Origin of the sequence: Rhodococcus sp. OK611, from assembly GCF_003050885.1 — a bacterium.
GTDB classification, from domain to species: domain Bacteria; phylum Actinomycetota; class Actinomycetes; order Mycobacteriales; family Mycobacteriaceae; genus Rhodococcus_G; species Rhodococcus_G oryzae.
This window is the reverse complement of record NZ_QAOZ01000022.1, coordinates 81,079-106,761: the sequence shown is the minus strand read 5'-3', so window position 1 is coordinate 106,761 and position 25,683 is coordinate 81,079. Positions and strand designations below refer to the sequence as shown.

Genomic DNA, 25,683 nt, shown 5'->3' with positions numbered 1-25,683 from the left:
CGAAGGGACGGCCACAATGACGCATTACGCGCACCTCAGCGCCGTACCCGCGTGGCAGTGCCACATGTCGGCCAAGCGCGTATCCCGAGAACGATCCTGACGTAGCGGATCCGTTCTCGGCACCCAGGGCACACGCCCGGGTGCCGTTTCTTTTACTACCCCCAGCATTTCAACAGCAAGGAAATCCCATGAAGCTTCGTATCAGCCAACTGTCCACGGCACCGCCGCTGACCTCCCTTCCCGCCGACCTCACCGGCCACGCGGTCACCCTCGACCTGTCCCACACCGACGCCGCCCAGCGCGCGGCCGCGACCGACCTGGCCCGCGAGCTGCTCGACCGCGGCGCCGCCCGGATCGTGATCTCCGGGTCGGCCGCCTGACGACCGCGTCGAGTGTGCAGCTACCGGGGCATCGCCCGGGTAGGAACGACGAAAGGTGCACACTCGGCGGGAAGCGAGCGTGCACCTTTCGTCAGAACCTCAGTGCGCGAGAAGAACCTCAGTGCGCGAAGTGGCGCGCCCCGGTCAGGTACATCGTGACGCCTGCCTCGCGGGCGGCCTCGATCACCTCGTTGTCGCGAACCGAACCGCCCGGCTGCACGACCGCCTTGACGCCAGCGGTCGCGAGCACCTGGAAGCCGTCCGGGAACGGGAAGAATGCGTCAGAGGCGCCCACCGAACCGGCGACCCGGTCCCCCGCGCGCTGCACGGCCAGGTGCGCCGAGTCGACGCGGTTGACCTGACCCATGCCGACGCCGACCGAAGCGCCGTCGTGGGCGAGCAGGATCGCGTTCGACTTGACGGCGCGGCATGCGCGCCAAGCGAATTCGAGATCCTTCATGGTCGCGGCGTCGGCCGCGTCACCGGTGACCAGGGTCCAGTTGGCCGAGTCGTCGCCCTCGGCGTCGAGCACGTCCCGCTCCTGCAGCAGCGCGCCGCCGGAGATCGGACGCAGCTCCACGCCGGTCGCGTTCGGAACCGCGGCCTCGAGCACCCGCACGTTCTTCTTGCGGGCCAGCACCTCGACTGCACCGGGGGCGTAGGAGGGCGCGATCACGACCTCGGTGAAGATCTCGGCGACCTGCTCGGCCATCTCGACGGTCACCTCGCGGTTCGCGGCGATGACGCCACCGAACGCGCTGACCGGATCGCAGGCGTGCGCCTTGCGGTGCGCCTCGGCGATGTCCGCACCCACGGCGATGCCGCAGGGGTTGGCGTGCTTGATGATCGCGACCGCGGGCTCGGCGTGGTCGAAGGCGGCGCGCCACGCGGCGTCACCGTCGGTGTAGTTGTTGTACGACATCTCCTTGCCGTGCAACTGCTTCGCCTGTGCGAGTCCGGCGGGGGCAGCCGGGTCCTCGTACAGCGCCGCGGCCTGGTGCGGGTTCTCGCCGTAACGCAGGACCGCGGTGCGGTTCCAGCTCGCGCCTGCCCACTCGGGGAACTGCGAATCGGACTCGACGAGGGTCGAGGTCATCCAGCCGGCGACCGCGACGTCGTAGGACGCGGTGTGCTGGAACGCCTGCGCGGCAAGGGAAGTGCGCTCGGCCATGGTGAACCCGCCCGCCGAGATCGCGGCGAGCACGTCCTCGTACTTGCCCGGGTCCACGACGACCGCGACCGAAGGGTGGTTCTTGGCCGCGGCGCGCACCATCGACGGACCGCCGATGTCGATCTGCTCGACGCACTCGTCCGGGGTGGCGCCGGATGCGACGGTGGCGGTGAACGGGTACAGGTTCACGACCACCAGCTGGAACGCCTCGACGCCCAGCTCGACCAGCTGATCGAGGTGCTCGTCCTTGCGGGTGTCGGCGAGGATGCCGGCGTGCACGCGCGGGTGCAGGGTCTTGACGCGACCGTCGAGCGTCTCCGGGAAGCCGGTCAGGTCCTCGACCTTGGTGACCGGGATGCCGGCATCGGCGATCTTCGAGGCCGTTGAGCCGGTGGAGACCAGCTCGACCCCGGCCTGGTGCAGCCCGGTGGCCAGTTCCACGAGGCCGGTCTTGTCGTAGACGCTCACCAATGCGCGGCGCACAGCCTTACGTTCGGTCACTTCGGGATCACGGCCTTTCGTCCATCGGAAATAACACCTCGGGTGGCGACGGCGGCGAGAACCTCCGCCAGCAGTCGCCGTTCCACCGTTTTGATCCGCTCGTGCAGGCTCGACTCGTCGTCGGACTCGAGCACGGGCACGGGCTCCTGGGCCAGGATCGGTCCGGTGTCGACCCCGGCATCGACCAGGTGCACGGTCGAACCGGTGATCTTCACGCCGTAGGCCAGGGCATCGGGCACCGCGTGCGCGCCGGGGAACGAGGGCAGCAGGGCGGGATGGGTATTGATGATGCGGCCGCCGAAGCGGTCGAGGAACTCGGGGCCGAGGATCTTCATGAACCCGGCCGAGACGATGAGGTCCGGCTGGTGCGCATCCGTCGCCTTGGTCAGCGCCCGGTCCCATGCGGCCCTGTCGGCGTGGTCGCGCAGTCCCACCCGGAAGGCGGGGATGCCAGCGGCCTCCGCGTGCCCGGCAGCGTCGCAGTCGCGGTCGACCCCGACCGCGACGATGCGGGCGGGGTAGTCGTCGACGGCGGCCGCGATCAGCGACTGCAGCAGGCTCCCGGTACCGGAAGCGAGGACCACGACTCGGACCGGCTCGGTCGAGCCGGGGCGGAAGTACTCACGCGAGGCAGTCAGCGCTCTACTCCTGTGTGCGGGCCGGCGACCGGAGTGTGCCCCGGCCGGGAAGAATCCTAGTCGCTGCTGGTCCGGGTGCTGTCGGGCAGGTCCGCTTCGGCCGCATCGGACGTGACGTCCGCCACCTCGGCGTCCACCACCGCCTCGTCGATCTCGGCATCGACCGCGTCGGTGGACGCGACCACCGGATCGCTCGCGGCCGCGACCGGGTCGCCACCGGGGTCGACCACCTCGGCCTCGACCACCACCTCGCCCTCGATGTACGAGGCACCCGGCAGCTCCTTCACCGGTTCCGGCACCGGGCGGTCGAGCATTCGAGCGGCCAGCGTGTAGGTCCGCGGCGGATCGGGCTGTTCGGCGGGCTTCGACGGCTCCCGGACTGCACCCCCGCGCTTGGCCACGACCAGCGCGGTCAGCGAACCGAACACCGCGAACCAGGCGAAGGACAGCCCGGTGAACGTCACGAGGTCCACCCCGACCGTCCCGAAGGAACCGAGCTCCCCGCCCGCGGCGAACCCGAGCAGACCCAGCGCCAGGGCCGCCGCGGCGGCCGCGACCAGCACCTTGCGCACCGCCACCGCCGGACCGCCCGCGCGGTGCGCGCAGTCCCGTCCGAGCTGGATGCCGAGGACCGCGGGGATCAGCAACAGGGCCGGCCAGCCGCCACCGCTCGGCCCCGCGGGCACCGCCCCGAGCAGGGGCAGCGCAGGCAGCGGCCCGCCGACGACGGTGAACACGCTCAGCGACGCGTCGCCGAGGTGCGCGGTCGACCCGACCAGCATCGCCGCGCTGCCGACCGCGAGGTTCGGCAGATACAGGATCGAGAGCAGGGTGAGGCCGAGCGCGCCGCCGAAGCCGTCACCGGCCTCGAGCAGCTCGCCCACCTCGGCCCACGACGAGATCAGCGCCACCGCGGTCAGGGCCGCACCGGACGCCAGCAGCGCCAACCCGACCCGCAGCGCGGGCCTGGCGGACGCGCGCACCCACTCCGGTACGCCGAGCCGGGCACAGATCGGGCGCCACAGCTTGCTGCCCATCCCGATGCCCGCGCCGATCAGGTGCACGCCCAGCACCCAGCCGAAGGCGGCCAGCGCGTTGGGCGGGGCCAGCGCGATCACCGACGACGCGTCCTTGATCACGGCCAGCGCCAGCGCGGTGACCAGCAACGGACCGGCGAGCGCGGCGCCGAGTACCCAGAGTTGTTCGTGTCGCGGAGTCTGCTCTGTGACGGCGTGCGCGCAGCCGCGCGCGACCGACCAGATCATCAGGATGGTCGGGACCAACGGCAGCACGCCGAGCGAGGCGCCGCCGATGGTGAGCTGCACCTGGTGCACGGCCAGCCAGCTCGCCGCGATGGCGCCGCTTGTCCCGGTGAGATCGCTGTTCGCCGCGACCAGCGTCACGAGGATGCACGCGGCGATCAGCGCCAGCGCGACCAGCGCGGGCCGCAATGCCACCGCGAGCAGGGTGCGGATCTGCTCGGGGTTCGGCGTGGGCCTCGGTGCCGCCGGTGTCCGCCGTCTGCTCGGACGGCGGAGGGTGTCGCTGCTGCGCAAGGAACTCATCTCCTCGAGGGTGACATCTGTCTTGGGGACGGTCTGCCAGGCGCGCCGACAGGTCCGGACACGACGACGCCCCCCGGCTCACCGGGGGGCGTCGAGCGCGGGTGTCGCTAGTCCGCGTCCCGTTTCGGGGCCGATCCGAAGGCCTGGGTTGGGGCGGCGGTGCCTTCGTCCGTAGCCGCGGTCTCGGGCGACTGCGGTGCCGGGCCGGTGGCGGCATCCTGCGGACCGGACTGCTGCGGCTGGCCGTAGCCCTGCGGCGCCTGGCCGTAGCCCTGCTGCGGCGCGGGCGGTGCGTACGGGTTCGTCGGCTGCGCGTAGCCCTGCTGACCGTAGCCACCGGGATACGGCTGCGGCTGGCCGTAACCGGGCTGCGGCTGTCCGTAGCCGGGCTGCGCCTGCGGCTGGCCCTGCGGCTGCGGCTGACCGGGTGCCTGCGGCTGTCCGTAGCCCTGGGGCGCCTGGCCGTATGGCTGGCCGGGCGCCTGCTGCTGGCCGTACCCCTGCGGCGGCTGGCCGTAGCCCTGCGGGTAACCCTGGGGCGCGTAGCCGGCCGGCTTCGGGGCGGGCACCTTGAGCATGCCGAGCGAGAACAGCAGCACCGCCACCGCGACCGCGGCCTGGACGAACGCCAGGATCAGGCCGGTGATGCCGCCGACGGCCAGCGAGACGCCCTCGGACAGGCTGAACATGAAGAACAACGCGATGAGGAATCCCACCACCGACGCGGCCGCCGCCGCGCCCTTGTACGGCTGCTCGGGCAGCAGCGACAGGCCGGCCAGCAGCCCACCGAAGAGCAGGAAGGCCAGCGCCAGGATCGGGTAGCCGGCCTCGAAGGAGCTCTGCGTCAGGGTCTCGTCACCGAAGGTGGTCACCTTCGCGAACGGGGCGAACCCCAGCAGGAAGTTGATGATGGCGAGCCCAAGGACGCCGAGGGTGAGCAGATAGGGCAGGCCCTTCGACCCGAGTCCCCCGGACGGCGGCTCGCCCGGACCGTAACCGGACCCCGCAGGCGTGAAAGTCATGACATCTCCTAGGGAGGGTCTGCATTGTGCGACTGGTCAATTCCTCAATGAACGCTAGCGCATTTCTCTGTGTGAACCCTGAGCCCGCGGCGCCCGCCCGTCGGACGAAAGAACGAGGGGCACCTTCCCGCGCGGTGAGCGCGGGCAGGTGCCCCTCGTTCGGTGAGACCGGAGCGGCGTCAGCCGCTCAGTTCACTCAGGCCTCGACGACCAGGCTCTGCAGGATCTCGCGCGCGAGAGCGGCGGTCTCGGACGGCGTCTTGCCGACCTTGACGCCTGCCGCCTCGAGGGCGTCCTTCTTGGCCTGCGCGGTGCCCGAGGAGCCGGAGACGATGGCGCCTGCGTGGCCCATGGTCTTGCCCTCGGGGGCGGTGAAGCCCGCGACGTAGCCGACGACCGGCTTGGTGACGTTGGCCTTGATGTAGTCGGCCGCACGCTCCTCGGCGTCGCCGCCGATCTCGCCGATCATCACGATGATCTTGGTCTCGGGGTCCTTCTCGAACGCCTCGATGGCGTCGATGTGAGTGGTGCCGATGACCGGGTCGCCGCCGATGCCGATGGCGGTCGAGAAGCCGTACTCACGGAGCTCGAACATCATCTGGTAGGTCAGGGTGCCGGACTTGGACACCAGGCCGACCGGGCCCTTGCCGGAGATGTTGGCCGGGGTGATGCCGACCAGCGCCTCCCCCGGAGTGATGATGCCGGGGCAGTTGGGGCCGATGATCCGGGTCTTGTTGCCCTTCTCGACGTTGTAGGCCCACGCGAACGCGGAGTCCTGCACCGGGATGCCCTCGGTGATGACCACGAGGAGCGGGATCTCCGCATCGATGGCCTCGACGATGGCGTCCTTGGAGAAGGCAGGGGGGACGAACGCGATGGAGACGTCCGCACCGGTCTTCTCCATGGCCTCGGCGACGGTCGCGTAGACCGGCAGCTCGACGGCGGAACCGTCGGCGGCGGTGTGCGAGACGGTGGTGCCGGCCTTGCGGGCGTTGACGCCGCCGACGACCTGGGTGCCCGCCTTGAGCATCAGGGCGGTGTGCTTGGTGCCCTCGCCGCCGGTGATGCCCTGGACGATGACCTTGGAGTCCTTGGTCAGGAAGATTGCCATTGTTCTAGTCCCTTTACTTCGCTGCGAAGGCGAGTTCGGCGGCCTTGTCGGCGGCCTCGTCCATGGTGGCGACGACGGTCACCAGCGGGTGGTTGGCCTCGGCGAGGATGCGACGACCCTCTTCGACGTTGTTGCCGTCCAGGCGCACGACGAGCGGCTTGTTGGCCTCGTCGCCCAGGGTCTGCAGGGCGCCGACGATGCCGTTGGCGACCGCGTCACAGGCGGTGATGCCGCCGAAGACGTTGACGAAGACGCTCTTGACCTGGGCGTCGTTCAGGATGACGTCGAGGCCGGCGGCCATGACGGCCGCCGAGGCGCCGCCACCGATGTCGAGGAAGTTGGCCGGCTTGACGTTGCCGTGCTTCTCGCCCGCGTACGCGACCACGTCGAGGGTGGACATGACCAGACCCGCGCCGTTGCCGATGATGCCGACGGAGCCGTCGAGCTTGACGTAGTTGAGGTCGTTCTCCTTGGCCTTGAGCTCGAGGGGATCGGTGGCGTCCCGGTCCTCGAAGGCCTCGTGGCCGGGCTGACGGAAGCCGGCGTTCTCGTCAAGGGTGACCTTGCCGTCGAGGGCCAGGATCTGGTCATCGGGGGTGCGCACGAGGGGGTTGACCTCGACGAGGAGCGCGTCCTCCTTGATGAAGACCTCCCAGAGCTTCTGGATGGTCACGGCCGCGGCGTCGAGCACCTCGGCCGGGAGCTTGCCCGCCTCTGCGATGCTGCGCGCGAACGCGAGGTCGACACCCTTGACGGCGTCCACCGGGATCTTCGCGAGGGCGTCGGGGTTCTCCTCGGCGGTGACCTCGATCTCGACGCCACCCTCGACCGAGCACATGGCCAGGTAGGTGCGGTTCGTGCGGTCGAGCAGGAAGGAGATGTAGTACTCCTCGGCGATGTCACTCGCCTCTGCGACCAGCAGCTTCTTGACGACGTGTCCCTTGATGTCGAGCCCGAGGATGGACTCGGCGTTCGCGACAGCCGCGTCGACGTCGGCGGAGTACTTCACGCCGCCGGCCTTGCCACGTCCTCCGACCTTGACCTGCGCCTTGATCATCACGGGCTTGCCGATTTCCTCGGCAATCTCACGTGCGCCGGCGACAGTGTCGGTAACACGTCCTGCCGACGTGGGCACGCCGTGCTTGGCGAAGAGTTCCTTCGCCTGGTATTCGAAGAGATCCATCTGCTCACCGTCTCGTCAGTGTTGACGCCCGCTCGAGGGGTAAGAGCGGGTCCGTCCCGGACTTTATCTAGTTGAATCAATCGTCTATCGACCGCATTGATGCTATGTGGCATATCTCACGGCACAAGGGGGCGTGAGCGTCAGCTCACCGGCGATTTCGACGAACCACCATGAAAGCGGTCACCGCCAGCAACGCCACCGCGACGAGCCCGCAGACCGCCCCCGCGCCCATCGCGGGCTCCGCCACCCGGGCGCGTGTCAACGGCCACCCCATCAGGTATACGGACATTCCGGTCACCGCGCCGATCATCAGGGACGCGCCCCTTGCCGCTCTTGACCGCGCCGCGACGAGCACCGCCGCCGCGATCACGACCGCGAGGAGTGCGCGACCCCACAGGTCCCAGCCCCACGGCCACTGTGCGAACGAGTCCGGGCCGAAGTCGCGACCGCGATACAGCGGCAAACCGAGGGCGGCCACCGATACGAGCGCCGCGACCGAGCCGACGATCAGCACCGGCAGCTGGACAGGCAACTCGACCGAGGTGTCGATGCCGTCGCGCTCCGCCGACCCCGCGCAGAGCGCGAGGAGTCCGGTCGCGGCCGCCGCGACCGCGGACAGGGCGAGCAACGCCGCGCCGGGGCCGGGCCCGAACCCCGGCAGGTCGCCCGCGACCACCACCGCCTGCAGCGCCGCGGCGACCGCCATCACCTGAGCGGCCCACAGCACCCCGACCGCGGGGCGCACCAGGCCCGCGAACTCCGAGAGCAGCAGCCAGACGCAGGCGACCACCAGCACCACCCCCGCCAGCAGCACCACCCTGGTCGCCAGGATCCGCGGCTCCGGCACCCCGTCCGGAACCGACAGCACGGGAAGGAGCGCACCGACCGCGCCGAGCAGCCCGGCCACGATCCCGGCAACCGCGGTGGCGACGTGCCAGCGCCCGACCCGGGCCCGTTCGGCCGCGGCCGCCCTCGCGCGGGCGGCGGACTTGGTGGTGCCCGCTGCCGCGGGCGCCGCCGTGGCCGCGGCGGTGGACTGCGCCAGGAGTTGCGCCAGCCCGCGGCGCGCCCGGGCGGCCGCCGCGGCCGGGATCACGCAGCCGACCGCGATGAGCACCGCGCACGCCGCGATCGCCACCACCGAGCCGGGACCGACCGAGACACCGTCACCCGCCGGCAGGCCCGCGACCAGTCGCACGCCGACCAGACCGAGCGCCGCCACCGCGGCCCCGACGATGGCGCCCGCCGCACCGAGTGGCGAGATCGCGGCCAGTGCCGCGGCGACCACGATCAGCACCGCCACCCCGACCAGCCCCGCGCCCAACGACATCGGGGCCGCGGACTCGATGACGGCAGGCACCAGCAGCACCGGGTCGGTGGATCTCAGCGGCGGCGCGAAGAGCGCCGCGGCGAGGACCACCGCGGCCGCCACCGCGAGTACCGAGAGTCCGGCGCCGATCCGGCGGCCGACGCCCGCCCCGTCGTGATCCGGGTAGTCGGAGTGTCCGTAGCCGTCGGCGTTCGAGGCCCTCGCCGCCGCGACGAGTCCGAGCAACCCGGCCAGCACCACGAGGACGTGCCCCGCCAGGATCGCGTAGGCACCGGGACCCGCGCTGAGCGACGCGGCGGTCAGCGGACGGAACAGCTCGAGCCGGTTCGCGTTGATCGGGTCGTCGAGGAGCTGGAGGTCGAGCACCACCAGCCCGACCGAAACGCCGCCTGCGCCGGCCAGCACCGTCCCCGCGACGGCAGGCCTGCGGCCCACCAGTGCCAGCACGGCCAAGGCAGGCGCCAGGGCCGCGCAGACGAGGGCGGTGACGGCGGCAGCGGCGACGGCGGGCCCGGTCTCCTGGCGGATGACGCCGAGCACCGGGGCGACCGCCGTCGCGGCGACACCGAGCAGGGCGAGCACGACCGCCGCGATCGCGACCGGACCCGGGCCGCGGGACGGCTCGGGCGAGCCGAACCCGTCCTGGGCGTCGATGCGTTCGGGCTTGGCCCGAGAACTGGTTCTGAGATCGGGTGAGGGCGCCACGCGGTCAGACGCTAGTTGGTCATCGGCGTCGGTCTCGACCGAACTTCACAAGAATCCAGCTCGCCCCGTTACAGCCGCCTTCCGGCGTATTCCCAGGCCCGGCCGTAATCACCCTGTGATGCATCTCACATATCCCAACGAGTTGGCGCTAGGAGTTGCGGCGCTCGCAACCGTTTCGTTACCGTCGCTTGGGTCAAAGTCACAGACAGATCACGAACAGGAAGGCGGCAAGTGTCCAGGCATCGCGCACCCTTCCAATCCAGCCGCTTCGCCCCGCAGGAGCAGGCCACCGAGGCCGCAACGACGGTTTATTCGATTTCCGCAGGTCACGCCGTAGAGCCTCGCTACGAGGCCCCGGTTGAACCCAGTAGATCGAGCTTCGAATACGCAGGCGACAACGAGACCACGCAGACTTATTCGCATCGCGTGCCGGATCGTTACATCGGCTCCGCGAATCTCGGAACACCGCGCTCCACGAACTACCGCTCCGCCCCGCTGGACCAGCTCGACACCTCTTTCGATTCGGACCTCGCAGCTCCCGCTCGCCGCGGTGGAGCACACCGGATCCCCGCTCCCCCCACCGCCCTCAAAGGCCGCGCCGCAGTCATCGCGGTCGCAGCAGGCGCCGTCGTCGCCGCGGGCCAGGCCGGCCTGAGCGGCCCCAGCAGCACCGATACCGCCGAGCTCAATCTGGCCGCGGACGAGAGCTCCACGGGCACCGCCGCCACCGCCGAGCCGCAGGCCGCCCAGTTCGCCGCCGACACGGCCGCGAACACGGGCTCCCAGGCTCCGCAGGTCCTCAACATCGCAGCCCCGACGGACCTCAGCCAGTTCTCGAACCTGCTCGCCAAGGGCCAGCGGTTCAGCGAGGAGCGTGCCGCCCGCGAGGCCGCCGCCCGTCGCCCCCTCTTCGTACTGCCCGCCGTCGGCTCCTACACCTCCGGCTACGGCGCCCGGTGGGGCACGCTGCACGCAGGCGTCGACATCGCGAACGCCATCGGCACCCCGATCTACGCGGTCGCCGACGGCGAGGTCATCGACTCCGGGCCCGCGCAGGGCTTCGGCATGTGGGTGCGACTGCGGCACGCCGACGGCACCGTCACCGTCTACGGCCACATCGACTCGTCCAACGTCTCGGTCGGCCAGAAGGTCATGGCGGGCGATCAGATCGCACGGATGGGCAACCGCGGCTTCTCCACCGGACCGCACCTGCACTTCGAGGTGCACCTGGGCGGCGAGAACAAGATCGATCCGCTCCCCTGGCTCGCGACCCGCGGCATCAGCCTCGGCGTCGAGCGCGACTAGGAACGACCCTCACCCCGGCATTCGTCCGGCGGAACGGCGCTGCCTGCATTAGCCTTCGGTGCGCCAGACTCCGTTGACGTCTACGTAGCAAGGGGTTCGCGTGAACTACATCCGAGGATCCGTCGCCGCCGCCGCTCTCACCGGCGCAGTCTCGCTCGCACTGGCGCCCACCGCAGCGGCCGCCACCTATCAGATCACCGCCATGCCACCGATCGGAACCGTGTACTCGGACAACCTGGTGACGCTCGCCATGGCCGTCAGCCCCGTCCCGGCAGGCGCGGACGCGACAACCCCGGTCCTGGTCTACATCACCGAACCGGACGGCGACGACCGGACCCTCACCGTCCCCCTGACCCTCGGCGGGGCGACCGTGGCCACCCGGGTCAACGAACCCGGACGGTACGTCGCGGTCTTCACCTTCGACGCGCCCGGCGGCGACCTGGCCACGACCACACTGCAGTTCGACGCCATCCCGTCGCCGTTGGGGAGTTCCTCCTAGCGCCGCTGTCCGCTCGGGGCTTGCCCCTTGGGACTAGAGCTTGACCATCGGGACGCCTCCGATGAGCATCAGGCGCACCTTGCCCGCGGAGCCGAAGTCGACGGTGACCGTCGCCGTCGGCCCGCTGCCCTTGGTCTCCAAAACCGTTCCGAGACCGTACTTGTCGTGGCTGACGCGATCGCCGACGGCGAGCACCAGATGGTTGTTGCGCGACCGGGCGGCACCGAAGCTCGGTGTGGCGTTGCCCGACCCGCCGTAACCCTGACCGCCACCGAAGCCGCCGCCACCGCCGTAGCCCTGACCGCCGCGGGGACGCCCGCCCCCGATCGCGCCGCCTGCGCCGGTACCCGGATCCTCCCGCCGCCAGTGCAGCAGGTCGGACGGGATCTCCTGCAGGAATCGTGATTCCGGGTTGGTGATCGGCTGCCCCCACGCCGAGCGCATGATCGCGCGGGTGAGGTACAGCCGATGGCGGGCCCTGGTGATGCCGACGTAGGCCAGCCTGCGTTCCTCGGACAGCTCCGCGGGGTCGCCGAGCGCGCGCATGTGCGGAAACTGGCCGTCCTCCCAGCCGGTCACGAAGACCACCGGGAATTCGAGGCCCTTCGCGGTATGCAGGGTCATCAGGGTCACCACGCCGTCGCCGTTGTCGGGCAGCTGGTCGGAATCGGCCACCAGCGACACCCGTTCGAGGAACGCGGCGAGCGAGCCCGGGTCCGGCTCGCCCTCGGTGGGATCGAGATCCCCGTCGGCCGCGGCCGCAAGCGCGCCCTCGAGGCTCTCGTCGATCTCCGTCTCCACGCCCGCGGCGTTGCGCGCGTCGGAGCTGAATTCCTGCGCCACGCTGACCAACTCGTTGAGGTTGTCCAGTCGCGCGCCGTCCTGCGGATCGCTGCTCGCCTCGAGCTCCGCCCGGTAGCGGGTCCGGTCGAGCACGGCCTCGACCACCTCGCCGATGTCGATCAGCCCGGTGTCGTCGGGCTGCAACGTCTCGCGGATGTCGTCCATCATCTCGAGGAACGCCGAGATCGCCTTCTGCGAGCGGGTGTTCAGCAGCGGCACCACGCCGTCCGCCGCGTCCCGCAGTGCCTGCGCGAAGCCGACGCCGCGCTGCTCCGAGTGCACGGCCACGCAGGCCTCGGCCCGGTCGCCGATGCCGCGGCGCGGGGTGTTGAGGATCCGGCGCAGGCTGACCGTGTCGTCGGGGTTCTGCAGCACCCGCAGGTACGCGACCACGTCGCGAACCTCCTTGCGCTCGTAGAACCGGACGCCGCCGACCACCTTGTACGGCAGGCCGAGGCGGATGAAGATCTCCTCCAGCGCCCGGGACGAGTTGTTGGTGCGGTAGAACACCGCGACCTCACCGAACTTCGCGTCGCCCGCGTCCACCAGCTTGTCGATCTCGGAGGCGACGAAGTAGGCCTCGTCATGCTCGTTGTCGGCAACGTAGCCGGTGATCAGCTCGCCCTCGCCGGACTCGGTCCACAGCCGCTTCTCGCGCCTGCCCGTGTTGCGGGAGATCACCGCGTTCGCTGCCGACAGGATGTTCTGGGTGGATCGGTAGTTCTGTTCGAGCAGGATGGTCCTGGCGTCGGGGTAGTCGCGCTCGAACTCCTCGATGTTGCGGATGGTGGCGCCGCGGAACGCATAGATCGACTGGTCCGCGTCGCCGACCACGCACAGCTCGGCTGGCGGGACCAGGGACCCGTTGTCCGCGATCCCTCCGACCAGCTCGCGCACCAGCACGTACTGCGCATGGTTGGTGTCCTGGTACTCGTCGACCAGCACGTGCCGGAACCGGCGCCGGTAGTACTCGGCCACCTGCGGGAAGTTCTGCAACAGCGCGACGGTCTCGCCGATCAGGTCGTCGAAGTCCATCGCGTTGGCCGCGCGCAGTCGAGCCTGGTAGTGGCCGTACACCTTCGCGACCAGCCGGACCAGCTCGTTCGGATCCTTGTCGGCGTCCGCCGCGGCCCGCTCCGGGTCGATCAGCTCGTTCTTGAGGTTCGAGATGTGCGTGGCCAGCAGCCGCGCGGAGTACCGCTTCGCGTCGATCTCCAGGTCCTTCGAGATCATCGTCAGCAGCCGGCGCGAATCGTCCGCGTCGTAGATGGTGAAGTTGGAGTTCAGTCCCGGCAGCAGCGCGGCCTGCATCCGCAGGATCCGCACGCAGCTCGAATGGAACGTCGAGACCCACATGTTGTTGGCCCTGGGCCCGACGAGGTGCGCCACGCGCTCGCGCATCTCCGCGGCGGCCTTGTTGGTGAACGTGATGGCAAGGACCTGACCGGGCGCGACGTCCCGCTCGGCGAGCAGGTACGCGATCCGACGCGTCAGCACCGCGGTCTTCCCCGAGCCCGCGCCCGCCACGATCAGCAGCGGCGAACCGGCGTGCACCACTGCCTCGCGCTGCTGCGGGTTGAGCCCCTCGAGGAGGGCCGCCGAAGGGGTGCGGGTACCCGCTTGAGCTGCTGCTGAGAAAGTGTTCATCGTCTGTCAACGCTACCGCCGCGCACCGACAGCGGCGCCCCCGGACCGGCCCGCGCCCCCGCCGATGGTCAGCCCCTCACGCCCGTGGCAAACTGTGATTCCTGATCTGACACGAGGAGAAATACACATGGGCGGCTCAGTTCCATCGGATGCCACCGACCCCGACCTCCCCACCAGCGAGGCCGAGATCGAGGAGCTCCGACTGGAGATCGACCGACTGGACGCCGAGATCCTCGCCGCGATCAAGCGCCGTAGCGAGGTCTCCCAGATCATCGGCCGCACCAGGATGGCCTCCGGCGGCCCGCGCCTCGTGCACAGCCGCGAGATGAAGGTCCTCGAGCGCTTCAGCGACCTCGGCCAGGAGGGTCACACCCTGGCGATGCTGCTGCTGCGCCTCGGCCGCGGCCGGCTCGGCCAGTAGGACCCGGCCGGCTCTGCCGGTAGGACCGGAGCCCACCGCTACTGCAGGGCGATGTACTTGGTCTCCAGGTACTCCTCGATGCCCTCGCTGCCGCCCTCGCGTCCGAACCCGGAGGACTTGACGCCCCCGAACGGCGCGGCGGCGTCGGAGATCACTCCCCTGTTCACGCCGACCATCCCGGTCTCGAGCGCCTCCGCCACCCGCAGCGCCCGATCCAGGCTCTGCGTGTAGATGTAGGCGGCCAGCCCGTATTCGGTGTCGTTGGCGGCGGCGATGCCCTCCTCCTCGGTGTCGAACCCGGCGATCGCGGCGACCGGACCGAACACCTCTTCGCGCAGGATTCGGGCCTCGACGGGCACGTCCGCCAGCACCGTCGCCGGGTAGAAGTAGCCGGGCCCGGCCGGCGCCTGACCGCCGAGTCGCACCTGCGCCCCCACCGCGATCGCGTCCCGCACCAGCTCGCTGACGGTGTCGAGCTGGGCGGGGTTGATCAGGGGTCCGAGCTTCGAATCCGGGTCGGTGCCCGGCCCGAGGGTCATCGATCGCATCCGCTCGGTCAGCCTGGCACTGAACTCCTCGCGGACGGAGTTCTGCACGTGGAACCGGTTCGCCGCGGTGCAGGCCTCGCCGCCGTTGCGCAGCTTGGCCAGCATCGCCCCGTCCACCGCGGCGTCCAGATCGGCGTCCTCGAACACGACGAAGGGCGCGTTCCCGCCGAGCTCCATCGAGGTGCGCAGCAGCCCCTTCGCGGACTGCTCGATCAGCTTGCGCCCGACTCCGGTGGACCCGGTGAAGGTGAGCTTGCGCAGCCGCGGATCGTCGATCAGCGGCCCGGTCAGCGCGCCCGCGTTCGAGGTCGGCAGCACCGACAGCACGCCGTCGGGCAGCCCGGCGTCGGCGATGAGCTGTCCGAGCAACAGCATGGTCAGCGGCGTCTCGGCGGCGGGCTTGGCGATCATCGTGCAGCCTGCGGCGAGGGCGGGCCCGATCTTGCGGGTCCCCATCGCCAGCGGGAAGTTCCACGGGGTGATCGCCAGGCACGGCCCGACCGGGGCCTTGCCTACCAGGATCCGGCCGGTGCCCGCGGGCGCGTGGGTGTAGCGGCCGGCGATCCGCACCGCCTCCTCGCTGAACCAACGGAAGAATTCGGCGCCGTAGGCCACCTCGCCCTTGCTCTCGGCCAGCACCTTGCCCATCTCCAGCGTCATCAACAGGGCGAAGTCGTCGGCGCGGGCGGTGATCGCCTCGAACACGGCCCGCAGGATCTCGCCGCGCTTGCGCGCCGGGGTGGCCGCCCACTCGCGCTGGGCGGCCGCCGCCGCGTCGAGAGCAAGCAGGCCGTCGGCTGGGCTGGCGTCCGCAACCTCGGTGAGGGGCTCGCCGGTCGCGGGGTTGACCACCGTGAACGTCGCGCCGCCGGCCGCGTCCACCTGTTTGCCGCCGATCCAGAGCTTCGTGGGAATCGACTCGATCAGAGTTCGCTCGTCCATGGCTCCATACTGCCCGCCCGCGCGACTATTGGAAGGCCCCGTCGAGTGTGCAGATCCCGTTGCGTCGGCCGAGTGGTCCCGACCGTAGGTGCACACTCGGCGAACCGCCGGACACGATCGATCAAGGAGCACCCGCACCGGGAAGCGCTGAGCGCCGCAGGTTCTCCCCCACTAGTCTCGACGTATGAGTCTCGACATCACCGCCACGGCCGCCTGGCAGGAGCTTCGCGCGCACCACGACGAGGTCGGGACGCGGCACCTGCGCGAGATCTTCGCCGAGGACCCCAAGCGCGGCAGCGAGCTCACGGTGACGGCAGGCGATCTCTACATCGACTACAGCAAGCACCGGGTCGAACGCGAGACCCTGCGATTGCTGATCGAACTGGCCCGCGCGGCCGGGGTCGAGGAGCGCAGGGACGCGATGTTCCGGGGCGAGCACATCAACACCTCCGAGGACCGCGCCGTACTGCACACGGCGCTGCGACTGCCCGCCGACGCGGCCCTTGTGGTCGACGGCCAGGACGTGGTCGCCGACGTCCACGAGGTGCTCGAACGGATGGGGCGCTTCACCGATCGGCTGCGCTCGGGCGAATGGCGTGGGGCAACCGGCGAGCGCATCACCACCGTGGTCAACATCGGCATCGGCGGATCCGATCTGGGCCCGGTGATGGCGTACCGGGCGCTGCGGCACTACGCGGAGGCCGGCATCGCGGCCCGGTTCGTCTCCAACATCGATCCCGCCGATCTGGTGAGCAAGCTGGCCGGTCTCGACCCGGCGACCACGCTGTTCATCGTCGCCTCGAAGACCTTCTCCACCCTCGAGACCCTCACCAACGCAACGGCGGCCAGGCGCTGGCTCACCGCGGCGCTCGGCGAGGACGCCGTCGCCAAGCATTTCGTCGCCGTGTCCACCCACGCCGAGCGGGTGTCCGAGTTCGGCATCGACACCGACAACATGTTCGGCTTCTGGGACTGGGTCGGCGGACGCTATTCCGTGGACTCGGCCATCGGGCTGTCGCTGATGTGTGTGATCGGCAAGGAAGGATTCGGCGAGTTCCTCGAGGGCTTCCACACCATCGACCGGCATTTCGCGACCGCCCCGCTCGAGAGCAACGCGCCGGTGCTACTCGGCCTCATCGGACTCTGGTACTCGAGCTTCTTCGACTCGGATTCACGTGCGGTGCTGCCCTACTCGAACGATCTCGGCCGGTTCGCGGCCTACCTGCAGCAGCTCACCATGGAGTCGAACGGCAAGTCGGTGCGCGCCGACGGGTCCCCCGTGACCACCCCGACCGGGGAGATCTTCTGGGGCGAGCCGGGCACCAACGGCCAGCACGCGTTCTACCAGTTGCTGCACCAGGGCACGAGGCTCTCCCCCGCCGACTTCATCGGATTCGCCGAGCCAACCGATGATCTGCCGACGCTCGACGGCACCGGCAGCATGCACGACATCCTGATGAGCAATCTGTTCGCGCAGACCAAGGTCCTGGCGTTCGGAAAGACCGCGGAGGAGATCGCGGCGGAGGGCACCGCACCGGAACTGGTGCCGCACAAGGTGATGCCCGGCAACCGGCCGTCGACGACGATCCTCGCGCCCCGGATCACCCCCTCGGTGCTCGGCCAGCTGATCGCGCTGTACGAGCACCAGGTCTTCGTCGAGGGTGTCGTGTTCGGCATCGATTCCTTCGACCAGTGGGGCGTCGAACTGGGCAAGACCCAGGCACTCGAACTCGGCCCGATCCTCACCAACCCCGAAGCCCCTGCGGAGCAAGCCGATTCGTCCACCGACACCCTGGTGCGGTGGTACCGCAGCAGGAGGGGACGCGCGGTCTGAGTTTCGCCCGGCCTCACCTAGGCGACGTGACCGTGGGGCAGCAGGTGCGTCCACGCGTCGGTGATGCGCACCGTGCCCCGTCGGTACGCGACGCGGGCGGCGAGTTCGTTCTCGTCGAGCCAGCGCAGCGCGGCCACTCCCCGGCTCACGGCAGCGGCGGCCGCCGCGTAGGCCCACAGACTGTCCTCGGTGATCACGGTGACACCGTCCAGTCCGCCGTCGGCGTCCCACTCCGCCAGGACCGCGGAACGTGCTGAGGACAGCGCCTTCCCGGTGAGCACCTCGATCGGCGCGCCCGCCCCGATCTCCACCTGCCATCCGCCGATGGGGCAGTGCCCTGCGGTCGAGATGGTGTCACCGATCCGGACCAGGACTCCGCACTCGAGTGTGCCCGCGGCGGTTTGGGCCACCCGATCCGCGATGCCCGCCTTCGCGGTGTCGGTGAGGTCGAGGTAGACCCCGAACGGGGCGAAAACCGTGTCACCGTCCAGTCGAATGTCCTCGAACGTGCTCTCGGGATGAATGGGAGGCACCCGGCACGGGTCCGCCGCGTCACGGGAGACCGGGTCGACGGCGCCACCGGTCATCCGGGCCGCCCACAGCGCCGCCCGGATCAGCGCGGTGAGGCGTCGGCTGATCTTGACCGGCATGCCCTGGGAGAGGTTGACGGCATGGATCTCGGCATCGCCACGGGTGAGGTCGCAGGCCGCGCGGACCTCATCGAGCGTGGCCGCGGCGATGTCGGCCGCAGCGCCGAGCGCGGCCCCCTCGGTCACCTGGATTTCCACCTCACTACCCCAGGTGTGCCACTGCATGCTCGGAACCATGATGGTGCTCCACGGATGGGCCGCCGATGTGGCGGGTCTGCTGAAACCAGTATGCGCCAGGTTTCTGAGCTGGGATTGAGCGATTTTTCCTGCCGCCGCGATCGAATTGGCCCAAGTCCTGGATTTGCATGCGACTCGCGGTTACAGTTACCTGAACATCGAGACACCGCGGCCGGAACGCCGCACCGAAGAGACGATGCCGTGCGCGATCGCCTCAGCAACGACAGCGACAGCGGGAGTAGCCATGACACTGACGACAGCGACCGATCGATCCGATCAGGCCCGGTACGACGAGTCCCTGACGATGCTGTCGGAAGCCTCGGTGCACAAGCACTTCGATCCCTTCGAGGACATCGACTGGGATTCCCCCGAGTTCGCGGTGATCCCGAACGATCCCCGGTGGGTCCTCCAGAAGGAGAGCGACCCCCTCGGCAGCCATCCGTGGTACCAGGCGCTGCCCCTGGAGAAGCAGATCGAGATCGGCATGTGGCGGCAGGCCAATGTCGCCAAGGTCGGCCTGCAGTTCGAGAACATCCTGATCCGCGGGATGATGCAGTACGTGTTCTCGCTGGAGAACGGCTCCCCGGAGGCCCGCTACTGCACCCACGAGACCATCGAGGAGTGCAACCACACCCTGATGTTCCAGGAGATGGTCAACCGGATCGGCAAGGACACCCCCGGCATGGGGCCGCTGATGCGCTTCGTCTCGCCGTTCCTCCCGCTGGCCGGCTCGACGCTGCCGGTGATCTTCTTCATGGGCGTCCTCGCGGGCGAGGAGCCGATCGACCACATCCAGAAGGCCGTGCTGCGCGAGGACGGCGTCATCCACCCGATCATGAAGGGTGTCATGGCGATTCATGTCGCCGAGGAGGCCAGGCACATCTCCTTCGCACACCAGTTCCTGCGTCGGCGCGTCCCGAAGATGTCGAAGGTGGGGCGGTTCTTCGCCTCGCTCGCGATGCCGATCATCATGCGCATCCTGTGCGACGTCATCGTCATCCCGCCGAAGCAGTTCTGGCGCGAGTTCGACATCCCGAAGCAGGTCAAGAAGGACCTGTTCTGGGGCACCCCCGAGGCGCGCCAGACCCTGCGTGACTACTTCGCGGACGTGCGGATGCTGGCCACCGACAGCGGGCTGATGAATCCCGCGTCGCGCCTGGTCTGGAAGGGCCTGAAGATCGACGGCAAGAGCTCGCGCTACCGCAGCGAGCCGGTCCGCAGCGCCGCCTGACCAGACCCCCAGATCGGAAGCCGTTTCGCGATGCCCCATGTCGTCACCCAATCCTGCTGCAGCGACGCGTCCTGCGTGTACGCCTGCCCCGTCAACTGCATCCACCCGACGCCGGACGAGCCCGACTTCCTGACAGCGGAGATGCTGCACATCGACCCGGCCTCGTGCGTCGACTGCGGTGCCTGCATCTCCGCGTGCCCGGTGGACGCGATCGTCCCGCACTCGAAGCTCACGGAGTCCCAGCAGCCGTTCCTGACGATCAACGCGGACTTCTACAAGGAGCCGCGCCCCCGGCCGGTCCTGGCGCCCGTGGTGCCCGCGCCCGAAGTCCGCCGCGACCGGGGTCCGCTGCGGGTGGCGATCGTCGGGGCGGGCCCGGCCGCGATGTACGCCGCCGACGAGCTGCTCACCCAGCCCGGGGTGCAGGTCAACGTCTTCGACCGACTTCCTGTGCCGCACGGCCTGGTCCGCGCGGGTGTCGCACCCGATCACCAGAAGACCAAGCAGGTCTCCCGGTTGTACGACAAGATCGCCGCCCAGCCGGGATTCGAGTACTTCCTGAACGTGGAGATCGGCGAACACCTGACCCACGACGAACTGCTCGCGCATCACCACGCCGTGATCTACGCGGTCGGCGCCTCGACCGACCGCGGCCTCGAGATCCCCGGCGAGGACCTTCCCGGCTCGACCTCCGCGACGAACCTGGTGGCCTGGTACAACGGCCATCCCGACCACGCCGACGATCGCTTCGACCTGTCCCACCGACGGGCCGTGATCATCGGAAACGGCAATGTCGCGCTCGATGTCGCGCGGATACTGACCGCGGACCCCGACCGCCTGGCCGCCACCGACATCGCCCCCACCGCCCTCGAGGCGCTGCGCGGCAGCCGGATCGAGGAGGTCGTGATCGTCGCGCGCCGCGGAATCGCCCAGTCCGCCTTCACGGTTCCCGAGTTCACCGGCCTTCTCGACGCCCCCGCCGCCGACGTGGTTGTCCGCCCCGACGAGATGGTGCTCGACCCGATCACCGAGCGCCTCGCCAGCGACGGCGAGCTCTCGCACGCAGTGGCGCAGAAGCTGGCGCTGCTCCGGTCCGCCCGCCGCGAGGGCGAGCCGGGTCAGGATCGGCGGCGGATCTCGCTGCGGTACCTGTTGTCCCCGACCGCGATCAGCGGCGACGACCGGGTCACCGGCGTCGAGTTCGCCCGCAACGCGCTGACCGTCGGGGAGGACGGCAGCGTGCGGGTCGAACCGACCGGCGAGACGGAACGACTCGAGGCCGGACTCCTCCTCACCTCGATCGGCTATCGCGGGGTGCCGATCGCGGGGGTGCCGTTCGATCATTCGGCCGGAGTGATCCCCAATACCGACGGACGTGTCCTCGACGGCCCGGGCGGATCCGTGCTCGCGGGCGCGTACGCCACCGGCTGGATCAAGCGCGGGCCGACCGGGTTCATCGGCACGAACAAGTCCTGCGCACAGGAGACCGTGACCCGGCTCGTCGACGATTTCAACTCGGGTCGGCTGCGCGAGCCCAGGTCGAACGCGACCGCGCTGAACCGACTGGTGCGGGAGCGGCAGTCTGCGGTGATCGACCGCGAGGGCTGGAAGCTGATCGACGAAGCCGAACGCAGCCGCGGCACCGAACGGGGCCGCATCCGCGAGAAGATCACCGACCAGGCCGAGCTCGCGCTCATCGCAGGGGCGGCGGGACGGGGCACCGAGACGTCCGTGCTCGGGCGGCTCCGTCGGCGCCGCTAGTCTCCGGGCCCGGACAGTGGACACGGAACCGGCCTATGGTGGATCGCGGAACCCGCAGTCCCCTAGGAGTGGAGTTCACTGATGAGCGAACAGGACATCCTCGCGAGCATCCGCCGACTCGTCGACACCGAGCACCAACTGCGCGCGAAGACCGAGGCGGGCGACCTCGATCCCGAGCAGGAGCAGAAGCAGCTCGCCGCCATCGAGGAGACCCTCGACCAGTGCTGGGACCTGTTGCGCCAGCGCCGGGCCCGCATAGACGCCGGCCTCCCGCCGGACGAGGTGCCGGTCAGCCCCGCAGGCCAGGTCGAGGGCTACCTGCAGTAGCCACCGGCCCCGCAGCGATCACAGGAACCGGCCGGTCAGCCGCTGCGGCAGGACGCGCAACGCCAGGTCGATCGGACGCCACGGCCAGCCGGGGACGACGGCCCGCCGCGGCTCCCGCTCGATCGCCTTCACCATCGAACGCACGCCGGTGACGGTGTCCGCCATCAGCGGTGTCTTGGCCACCTTCTCGTTGATCGGGGTCCGGATGTAGCCGGGCAGGATGGTGGTGACGGCGATCGGGCTGCGCGAGAGTTCCGCGGCGAGCCCCTCCCCGATCGCGGACACCGCCGCCTTGCTCGCCGAGTAGGCGGTCTGCGCCTTCGGCAGGCCGCGCACCGCGCTCATCGAGGACACCAGCACCAGATGGCCTGCGCCGCGGGCGCGGAACAACTCCATCGCGGCCTCCGCCTGGGCGAGCGCACCGAGGAAGTTCGTCTGCGCGGTCTCCAGATTCGCCTCGGGCTTGCCGGTGCCGATCGGCGCACCCTTGCCGAGCCCGGCGTTGACGACGATCCGATCGAGCCCGCCGAGCTCCTCGTCGAGTTCGCCGAACACGCGGGACACCGCGCGGTGATCGTTGACGTCGAGGGTCCGGGCCGCGACCCTGATCGACGGGTGCGCGGCGAGCAGTTCCGCGCGCAGTTCCTCGAGCCGATCGAGGCGGCGGGCACACAGCGCGAGAACGCGCCCCTTGGAAGCGAACTGGCGCGCCATCTCCGCGCCCAGCCCGGAACTGGCGCCGGTGATCAGGATCGTGGTTCGCGTCTTCGCCGTGGAGGTCACAGCGGACGAGCCTAGCGCCGCGTCGGGGTCATCGCCGGGTGCGCACGTGCGCCCGCTCCCCCTGCGGCCCGAACAGGCTCAGGATCTCAGCGGGCTCGGGACCGGGGTTGCCGAACCAGTGCGGGACGCGGGTGTCGAACTCCGCCACCTCGCCCGGCATCAGGGTCACGTCGTGCTCGCCGAGCACCATCCGCACCCGACCGGACAGGACGTAGAGCCACTCGTAGCCCTCGTGCGTCAGCAGCCGGGGCTCCACGGACGGAGTGCCCGGCGGGAAGACGTGTTTGAAGGCCTGGATCCCGCCCGGCCTGCGGGTCAGCGGGATGATCGTGACGCCGTTGCGGCTGATCGGGCGGGGGTGGATCCGCGGGTCGCCGGTCGCGGGCGCGTCGACGAGTTCGTCGAGGGGCAACTGGTGCGCGCGGGCCAGCGGGAGCAGCAATTCGAGGGTCGGCCTGCGCTGCCCGGATTCGAGCCGCGAGAGGGTGCTCACCGAGATCCCGGTGCTCTCGGCGAGCTGCGCCAGCGTCGCGCCCCGCTGCTTGCGAATCGACCGCAGCCGCGGTCCGACCGCGTCGAGGACGTCGTCGAGGGCGTGCGGGTCGTCGGCCATGCACCCATTTTGCCACTTTCGCAACACAGCTTGCGGGATTCGTCCCTCGGGACGGAGAGTGCGAGGACGAGGCGAACGAAACGGAGGAGACGACGGTGGAGAAGAAGTACGACGTGGTGATCGTCGGCGGCGGTGCGGCCGGGCTCAGCGGGGCGGTGGCGCTGGCCCGCGCGCGGCGCTCGGTACTGGTGATCGATGCGGGCGAGCCCCGCAACGCTCCCGCGGCACACGCGCACAACTACCTGACCCGCGAGGGCACTCCGCCCGCCGAGCTGCTGGCGGCCGGCCGGGCCGAGGCCCAGGGGTACGGCGCCGATTTCGTCAGCGGCACCGTGTCCTCGGCCCGGGCGGCGGACGGAGAGGGCTTCCGCGTGGAACTCGCCGACGGCGCGGGCGTGTCGGCCCGCAGGCTGCTGGTGGCCACGGGCCTGGTGGACGAACTGCCGGACGTGCCTGGCGTCGCCGAGCGCTGGGGTCGCGAGGTGCTGCACTGCCCGTACTGCCACGGCTGGGAGGTCCGCGACCGGGCGATCGGGATCCTGGCCACCGGCCCGATGGCCGCGCACCAGGCGCTGATGTGGCGGCAGTGGAGCGCGGACATCACCGTGTTCCTGCACACCGCGGCCGAGCCCGGCGCCGAGGAGCTCGAGCAGTTCGACGCCCGCGGCATCGTGGTCGTCCGCGGCGAGGTCGCCTGCCTGGAGGTCGACGACGACCGGTTCACCGGGGTCCGCATGCGCACCGGCGAGCTCGTGTCGCGCGACGCGATCGTGGTCGCCCCGCGCTTCGAGGCCCGTGCCGGATTCCTGGGCGAACTCGGCCTCGAGCCCACCGAGCAGGAGATGGCCGGGCACGTGATCGGCAGCTACATCGCCGCCGATCCGATGGGCGCCACCGCGGTCAAGGGGGTCTGGGCGGCGGGCAACGTCTCCGACCTCAAGGCCCAGGTGATCGTGGCGGCCGCTGCGGGGCTGAACGCGGGCGCGGCCATCAATGCCGATCTCATCGCGGAGGACACCCGTCTCGCGGTGACCGCCCACGCGCACTCGGAGGACCCGGCGCCGGGTGGCCCGATGAACGGATTCGACGAGCGGGCCTGGGAGGAGCGATACCGCTCGAGGTCCGGGGTCTGGAGCGGTAGCCCGAACCCCCACCTCGTCACCGAGGCCGCCGAGCTGACGCCGGGTACCGCACTCGACGTCGGCGCGGGCGAGGGGGCCGACGCACATTGGCTGGCCGAACGCGGCTGGCGGGTGACCGCGGTGGACTTCTCGACCACGGCGCTGGAGCGGGCGGCCGCACGCGCCGAGGCCCTCGGCGCGGACGTGGTGCACCGGCTGAACTGGGTGCACGCCGATCTGACCGCCGAGCCGGTCGAGGGCCGCTTCGACCTCGTCACCGCACACTTCATGCACCTGCCGGAGCCGCAGCGCACGGTCCTGTACGCCCGGCTGGCGGCGGCCGTCGCGCCGGGCGGGAGCCTGCTCATCGTCGGGCACCACCCGTCCGACCTGCAGACCACCGTGCCGCGGCCGCCGGTGCCGGAGCTGTTCTTCACCGCGGAGGAGCTCGCTGGCTCGCTCGACCCCGACAAGTGGGACATCGTCGCGGCCGAGGCCAGGGCACGCACGACGACGGATCCCGACGGCCGCGAGGTCACCATCCACGACGCGGTCCTGCGCGCCCGCAGGCGCCCCTGACCCGTCGCCCACCGGGCCACTATCCGGCGGTCACTCCCGCTCAGCTGCGGCGGCCATCGCGGCCACCGCTGCACCGACCTCGGCCTCGATGGTCGCCCTGTCGAGGCCGAGGCCGGTGAGCACACCCGAGCCGTCCTCGAGTTCGAGTAGGGCGAGCAGGATGTGCTCGGTGCCGATGTAGTTGTGCCCCAATCGGAGTGCCGCCCGAAAGGTGAGCTCGAGCGCCTTCTTGGCCTGCGCGTCGAACGGGATGAGTTCAGGCAACTCCCCGGCAGGCGCGGGCAGGGACGCCGTCGCGGCGGCACGGGCCGCATCGAGCGTGACGCCCTGCGCGACGATCTGCGCCGCACCGATGCCCTCGGGCTCGGTGAGCAGACCGAGCACCAGGTGCGCGGGACAGATCTGGCCGTTTCCCGCGGCGCGGGCCTCGTTCTGCGCCGCCATCACCACGTTCTTGGCCCGGGGGGTGAACCGGCTGAAGCCCTGACTCGGATCCAGGTCCGGCGATTCGCCCTTCGGCACGAAGCGCTTCTGCGCGGCCTGCTTGCTGACGCCCATGCTGGCGCCGATGTCCTTCCAGGACGCCCCGGACCGGCGAGCCTGGTCGACGAAGTGACCGATCAGGTGGTCGGCCACCTCCCCGAGGTGGTCGGCCGCGATGACCGCGTCGGACAGCTGGTCGAGCGCATCGGTGTGCGCCTTCTTGATTCCCTCGATCAGGTCGTCGAGGCGGACGGGGTTCGTCATCTTCGTCGGATTCGCCATGCGTCAACCCTAGGTTGACAACCTTCGGTCG

At 70.2% G+C, this 25,683-nt stretch carries 22 protein-coding genes and 1 pseudogene; 10 read left to right on the top strand and 13 right to left on the bottom strand.

Translation table 11 applies throughout. The annotated features are described in order from the left end of the window. Positions 1-188: 188 nt before the first annotated feature. Positions 189-380: a hypothetical protein gene (locus tag C8K38_RS24510; RefSeq protein ID WP_027500842.1), complete on the top strand. Its 192-nt coding sequence runs from the start codon at positions 189-191 to the stop codon at positions 378-380. Positions 381-498: 118 nt separating this feature from the next. Here C8K38_RS24510 and purH read toward each other — a convergent pair whose 3' ends face one another. The 7 genes from purH to C8K38_RS24475 all read right to left on the bottom strand — a co-directional run bounded on the left by purH (position 499) and on the right by C8K38_RS24475 (position 9,606). Next, positions 499-2,052, bottom strand: a complete 1,554-nt coding sequence (gene purH, locus C8K38_RS24505; RefSeq protein WP_097213970.1) for a bifunctional phosphoribosylaminoimidazolecarboxamide formyltransferase/IMP cyclohydrolase — start codon at positions 2,050-2,052, stop codon at positions 499-501. Continuing rightward, on the bottom strand, positions 2,049-2,690 hold the full coding sequence (gene purN / locus C8K38_RS24500; RefSeq protein WP_077042660.1) for a phosphoribosylglycinamide formyltransferase: 642 nt from the start codon (positions 2,688-2,690) through the stop codon (positions 2,049-2,051). Before purN ends, purH begins: the two co-directional genes overlap by 4 nt. A gap of 56 nt (positions 2,691-2,746) precedes the next feature. Next, positions 2,747-4,255, bottom strand: coding sequence for a cell division protein PerM (locus tag C8K38_RS24495; RefSeq protein ID WP_219912807.1), 1,509 nt, complete (start codon positions 4,253-4,255; stop codon positions 2,747-2,749). A 107-nt stretch (positions 4,256-4,362) separates the two neighbouring features. Then, positions 4,363-5,277, bottom strand: coding sequence for a DUF5336 domain-containing protein (locus tag C8K38_RS24490; RefSeq protein WP_097213969.1), 915 nt, complete (start codon positions 5,275-5,277; stop codon positions 4,363-4,365). A gap of 196 nt (positions 5,278-5,473) precedes the next feature. After that, complete coding sequence (sucD, locus tag C8K38_RS24485; protein WP_097213968.1) at positions 5,474-6,388, bottom strand: succinate--CoA ligase subunit alpha; 915 nt, start codon at positions 6,386-6,388, stop codon at positions 5,474-5,476. 13 nt (positions 6,389-6,401) lie between these two features. Beyond that, entirely contained in the window at positions 6,402-7,571 is a 1,170-nt protein-coding gene (gene sucC, locus C8K38_RS24480) for an ADP-forming succinate--CoA ligase subunit beta (protein ID WP_027500848.1), read from the bottom strand. 145 nt (positions 7,572-7,716) lie between these two features. After that, on the bottom strand, positions 7,717-9,606 hold the full coding sequence (locus C8K38_RS24475; RefSeq protein WP_257017788.1) for a hypothetical protein: 1,890 nt from the start codon (positions 9,604-9,606) through the stop codon (positions 7,717-7,719). Between the two features lie 426 nt (positions 9,607-10,032). Here C8K38_RS24475 and C8K38_RS24470 point away from each other — a divergent pair, with 426 nt between their 5' ends. Further along, the gene (locus tag C8K38_RS24470; protein ID WP_097213967.1) at positions 10,033-10,911 is read left to right on the top strand and encodes a M23 family metallopeptidase; all 879 of its coding nucleotides are present in this window, start codon (positions 10,033-10,035) and stop codon (positions 10,909-10,911) included. A gap of 100 nt (positions 10,912-11,011) precedes the next feature. Next, positions 11,012-11,410: a hypothetical protein gene (locus C8K38_RS24465; protein ID WP_097213966.1), complete on the top strand. Its 399-nt coding sequence runs from the start codon at positions 11,012-11,014 to the stop codon at positions 11,408-11,410. A 33-nt stretch (positions 11,411-11,443) separates the two neighbouring features. Here C8K38_RS24465 and pcrA read toward each other — a convergent pair whose 3' ends face one another. Further along, positions 11,444-13,900, bottom strand: a complete 2,457-nt coding sequence (gene pcrA / locus C8K38_RS24460) for a DNA helicase PcrA (protein ID WP_097213965.1) — start codon at positions 13,898-13,900, stop codon at positions 11,444-11,446. 127 nt (positions 13,901-14,027) lie between these two features. Between pcrA and C8K38_RS24455 the strand changes: the two genes are divergently transcribed. Next, positions 14,028-14,321 (top strand): chorismate mutase, encoded by a 294-nt coding sequence (locus C8K38_RS24455; RefSeq protein WP_077042663.1) that lies wholly within the window; start codon positions 14,028-14,030, stop codon positions 14,319-14,321. A gap of 38 nt (positions 14,322-14,359) precedes the next feature. On the opposite strand, the gene C8K38_RS24450 is transcribed toward C8K38_RS24455, so the two are convergent. Further along, positions 14,360-15,811, bottom strand: a complete 1,452-nt coding sequence (locus tag C8K38_RS24450; protein ID WP_097213964.1) for an NAD-dependent succinate-semialdehyde dehydrogenase — start codon at positions 15,809-15,811, stop codon at positions 14,360-14,362. A gap of 184 nt (positions 15,812-15,995) precedes the next feature. Between C8K38_RS24450 and pgi the strand changes: the two genes are divergently transcribed. After that, positions 15,996-17,645: a glucose-6-phosphate isomerase gene (gene pgi, locus C8K38_RS24445; protein ID WP_097213963.1), complete on the top strand. Its 1,650-nt coding sequence runs from the start codon at positions 15,996-15,998 to the stop codon at positions 17,643-17,645. 17 nt (positions 17,646-17,662) lie between these two features. Here pgi and C8K38_RS24440 read toward each other — a convergent pair whose 3' ends face one another. Beyond that, complete coding sequence (locus C8K38_RS24440) at positions 17,663-18,472, bottom strand: FAD:protein FMN transferase (RefSeq protein WP_097213962.1); 810 nt, start codon at positions 18,470-18,472, stop codon at positions 17,663-17,665. A 244-nt stretch (positions 18,473-18,716) separates the two neighbouring features. Between C8K38_RS24440 and C8K38_RS24435 the strand changes: the two genes are divergently transcribed. The 3 genes from C8K38_RS24435 to C8K38_RS24425 all read left to right on the top strand — a co-directional run bounded on the left by C8K38_RS24435 (position 18,717) and on the right by C8K38_RS24425 (position 21,791). After that, on the top strand, positions 18,717-19,703 hold the full coding sequence (locus C8K38_RS24435; protein ID WP_097213961.1) for an AurF N-oxygenase family protein: 987 nt from the start codon (positions 18,717-18,719) through the stop codon (positions 19,701-19,703). Between the two features lie 30 nt (positions 19,704-19,733). Then, positions 19,734-21,464, top strand: coding sequence for an FAD-dependent oxidoreductase (locus C8K38_RS24430; RefSeq protein WP_097213960.1), 1,731 nt, complete (start codon positions 19,734-19,736; stop codon positions 21,462-21,464). Positions 21,465-21,545: 81 nt separating this feature from the next. Then, positions 21,546-21,791, top strand: a complete 246-nt coding sequence (locus C8K38_RS24425; RefSeq protein ID WP_097213959.1) for a DUF2630 family protein — start codon at positions 21,546-21,548, stop codon at positions 21,789-21,791. A gap of 18 nt (positions 21,792-21,809) precedes the next feature. Here the strand turns inward: C8K38_RS24425 and C8K38_RS24420 are convergent, their stop codons facing one another. Next, entirely contained in the window at positions 21,810-22,574 is a 765-nt protein-coding gene (locus C8K38_RS24420) for an SDR family oxidoreductase (protein ID WP_097213958.1), read from the bottom strand. Positions 22,575-22,602: 28 nt separating this feature from the next. Beyond that, positions 22,603-23,187: a helix-turn-helix domain-containing protein gene (locus C8K38_RS24415; RefSeq protein ID WP_097213957.1), complete on the bottom strand. Its 585-nt coding sequence runs from the start codon at positions 23,185-23,187 to the stop codon at positions 22,603-22,605. 95 nt (positions 23,188-23,282) lie between these two features. On the opposite strand from C8K38_RS24415, the pseudogene C8K38_RS27910 reads away from it, so the two are divergent. Then, positions 23,283-24,218: pseudogene (locus C8K38_RS27910) on the top strand (NAD(P)/FAD-dependent oxidoreductase); the annotation flags it as partial. Between the two features lie 42 nt (positions 24,219-24,260). Beyond that, complete coding sequence (locus tag C8K38_RS27905) at positions 24,261-24,887, top strand: class I SAM-dependent methyltransferase (protein ID WP_245221696.1); 627 nt, start codon at positions 24,261-24,263, stop codon at positions 24,885-24,887. A gap of 30 nt (positions 24,888-24,917) precedes the next feature. Here the strand turns inward: C8K38_RS27905 and C8K38_RS24405 are convergent, their stop codons facing one another. After that, positions 24,918-25,652: a Clp protease N-terminal domain-containing protein gene (locus tag C8K38_RS24405; protein ID WP_097213955.1), complete on the bottom strand. Its 735-nt coding sequence runs from the start codon at positions 25,650-25,652 to the stop codon at positions 24,918-24,920. Between the last annotated feature and the right edge of the window lie 31 nt (positions 25,653-25,683).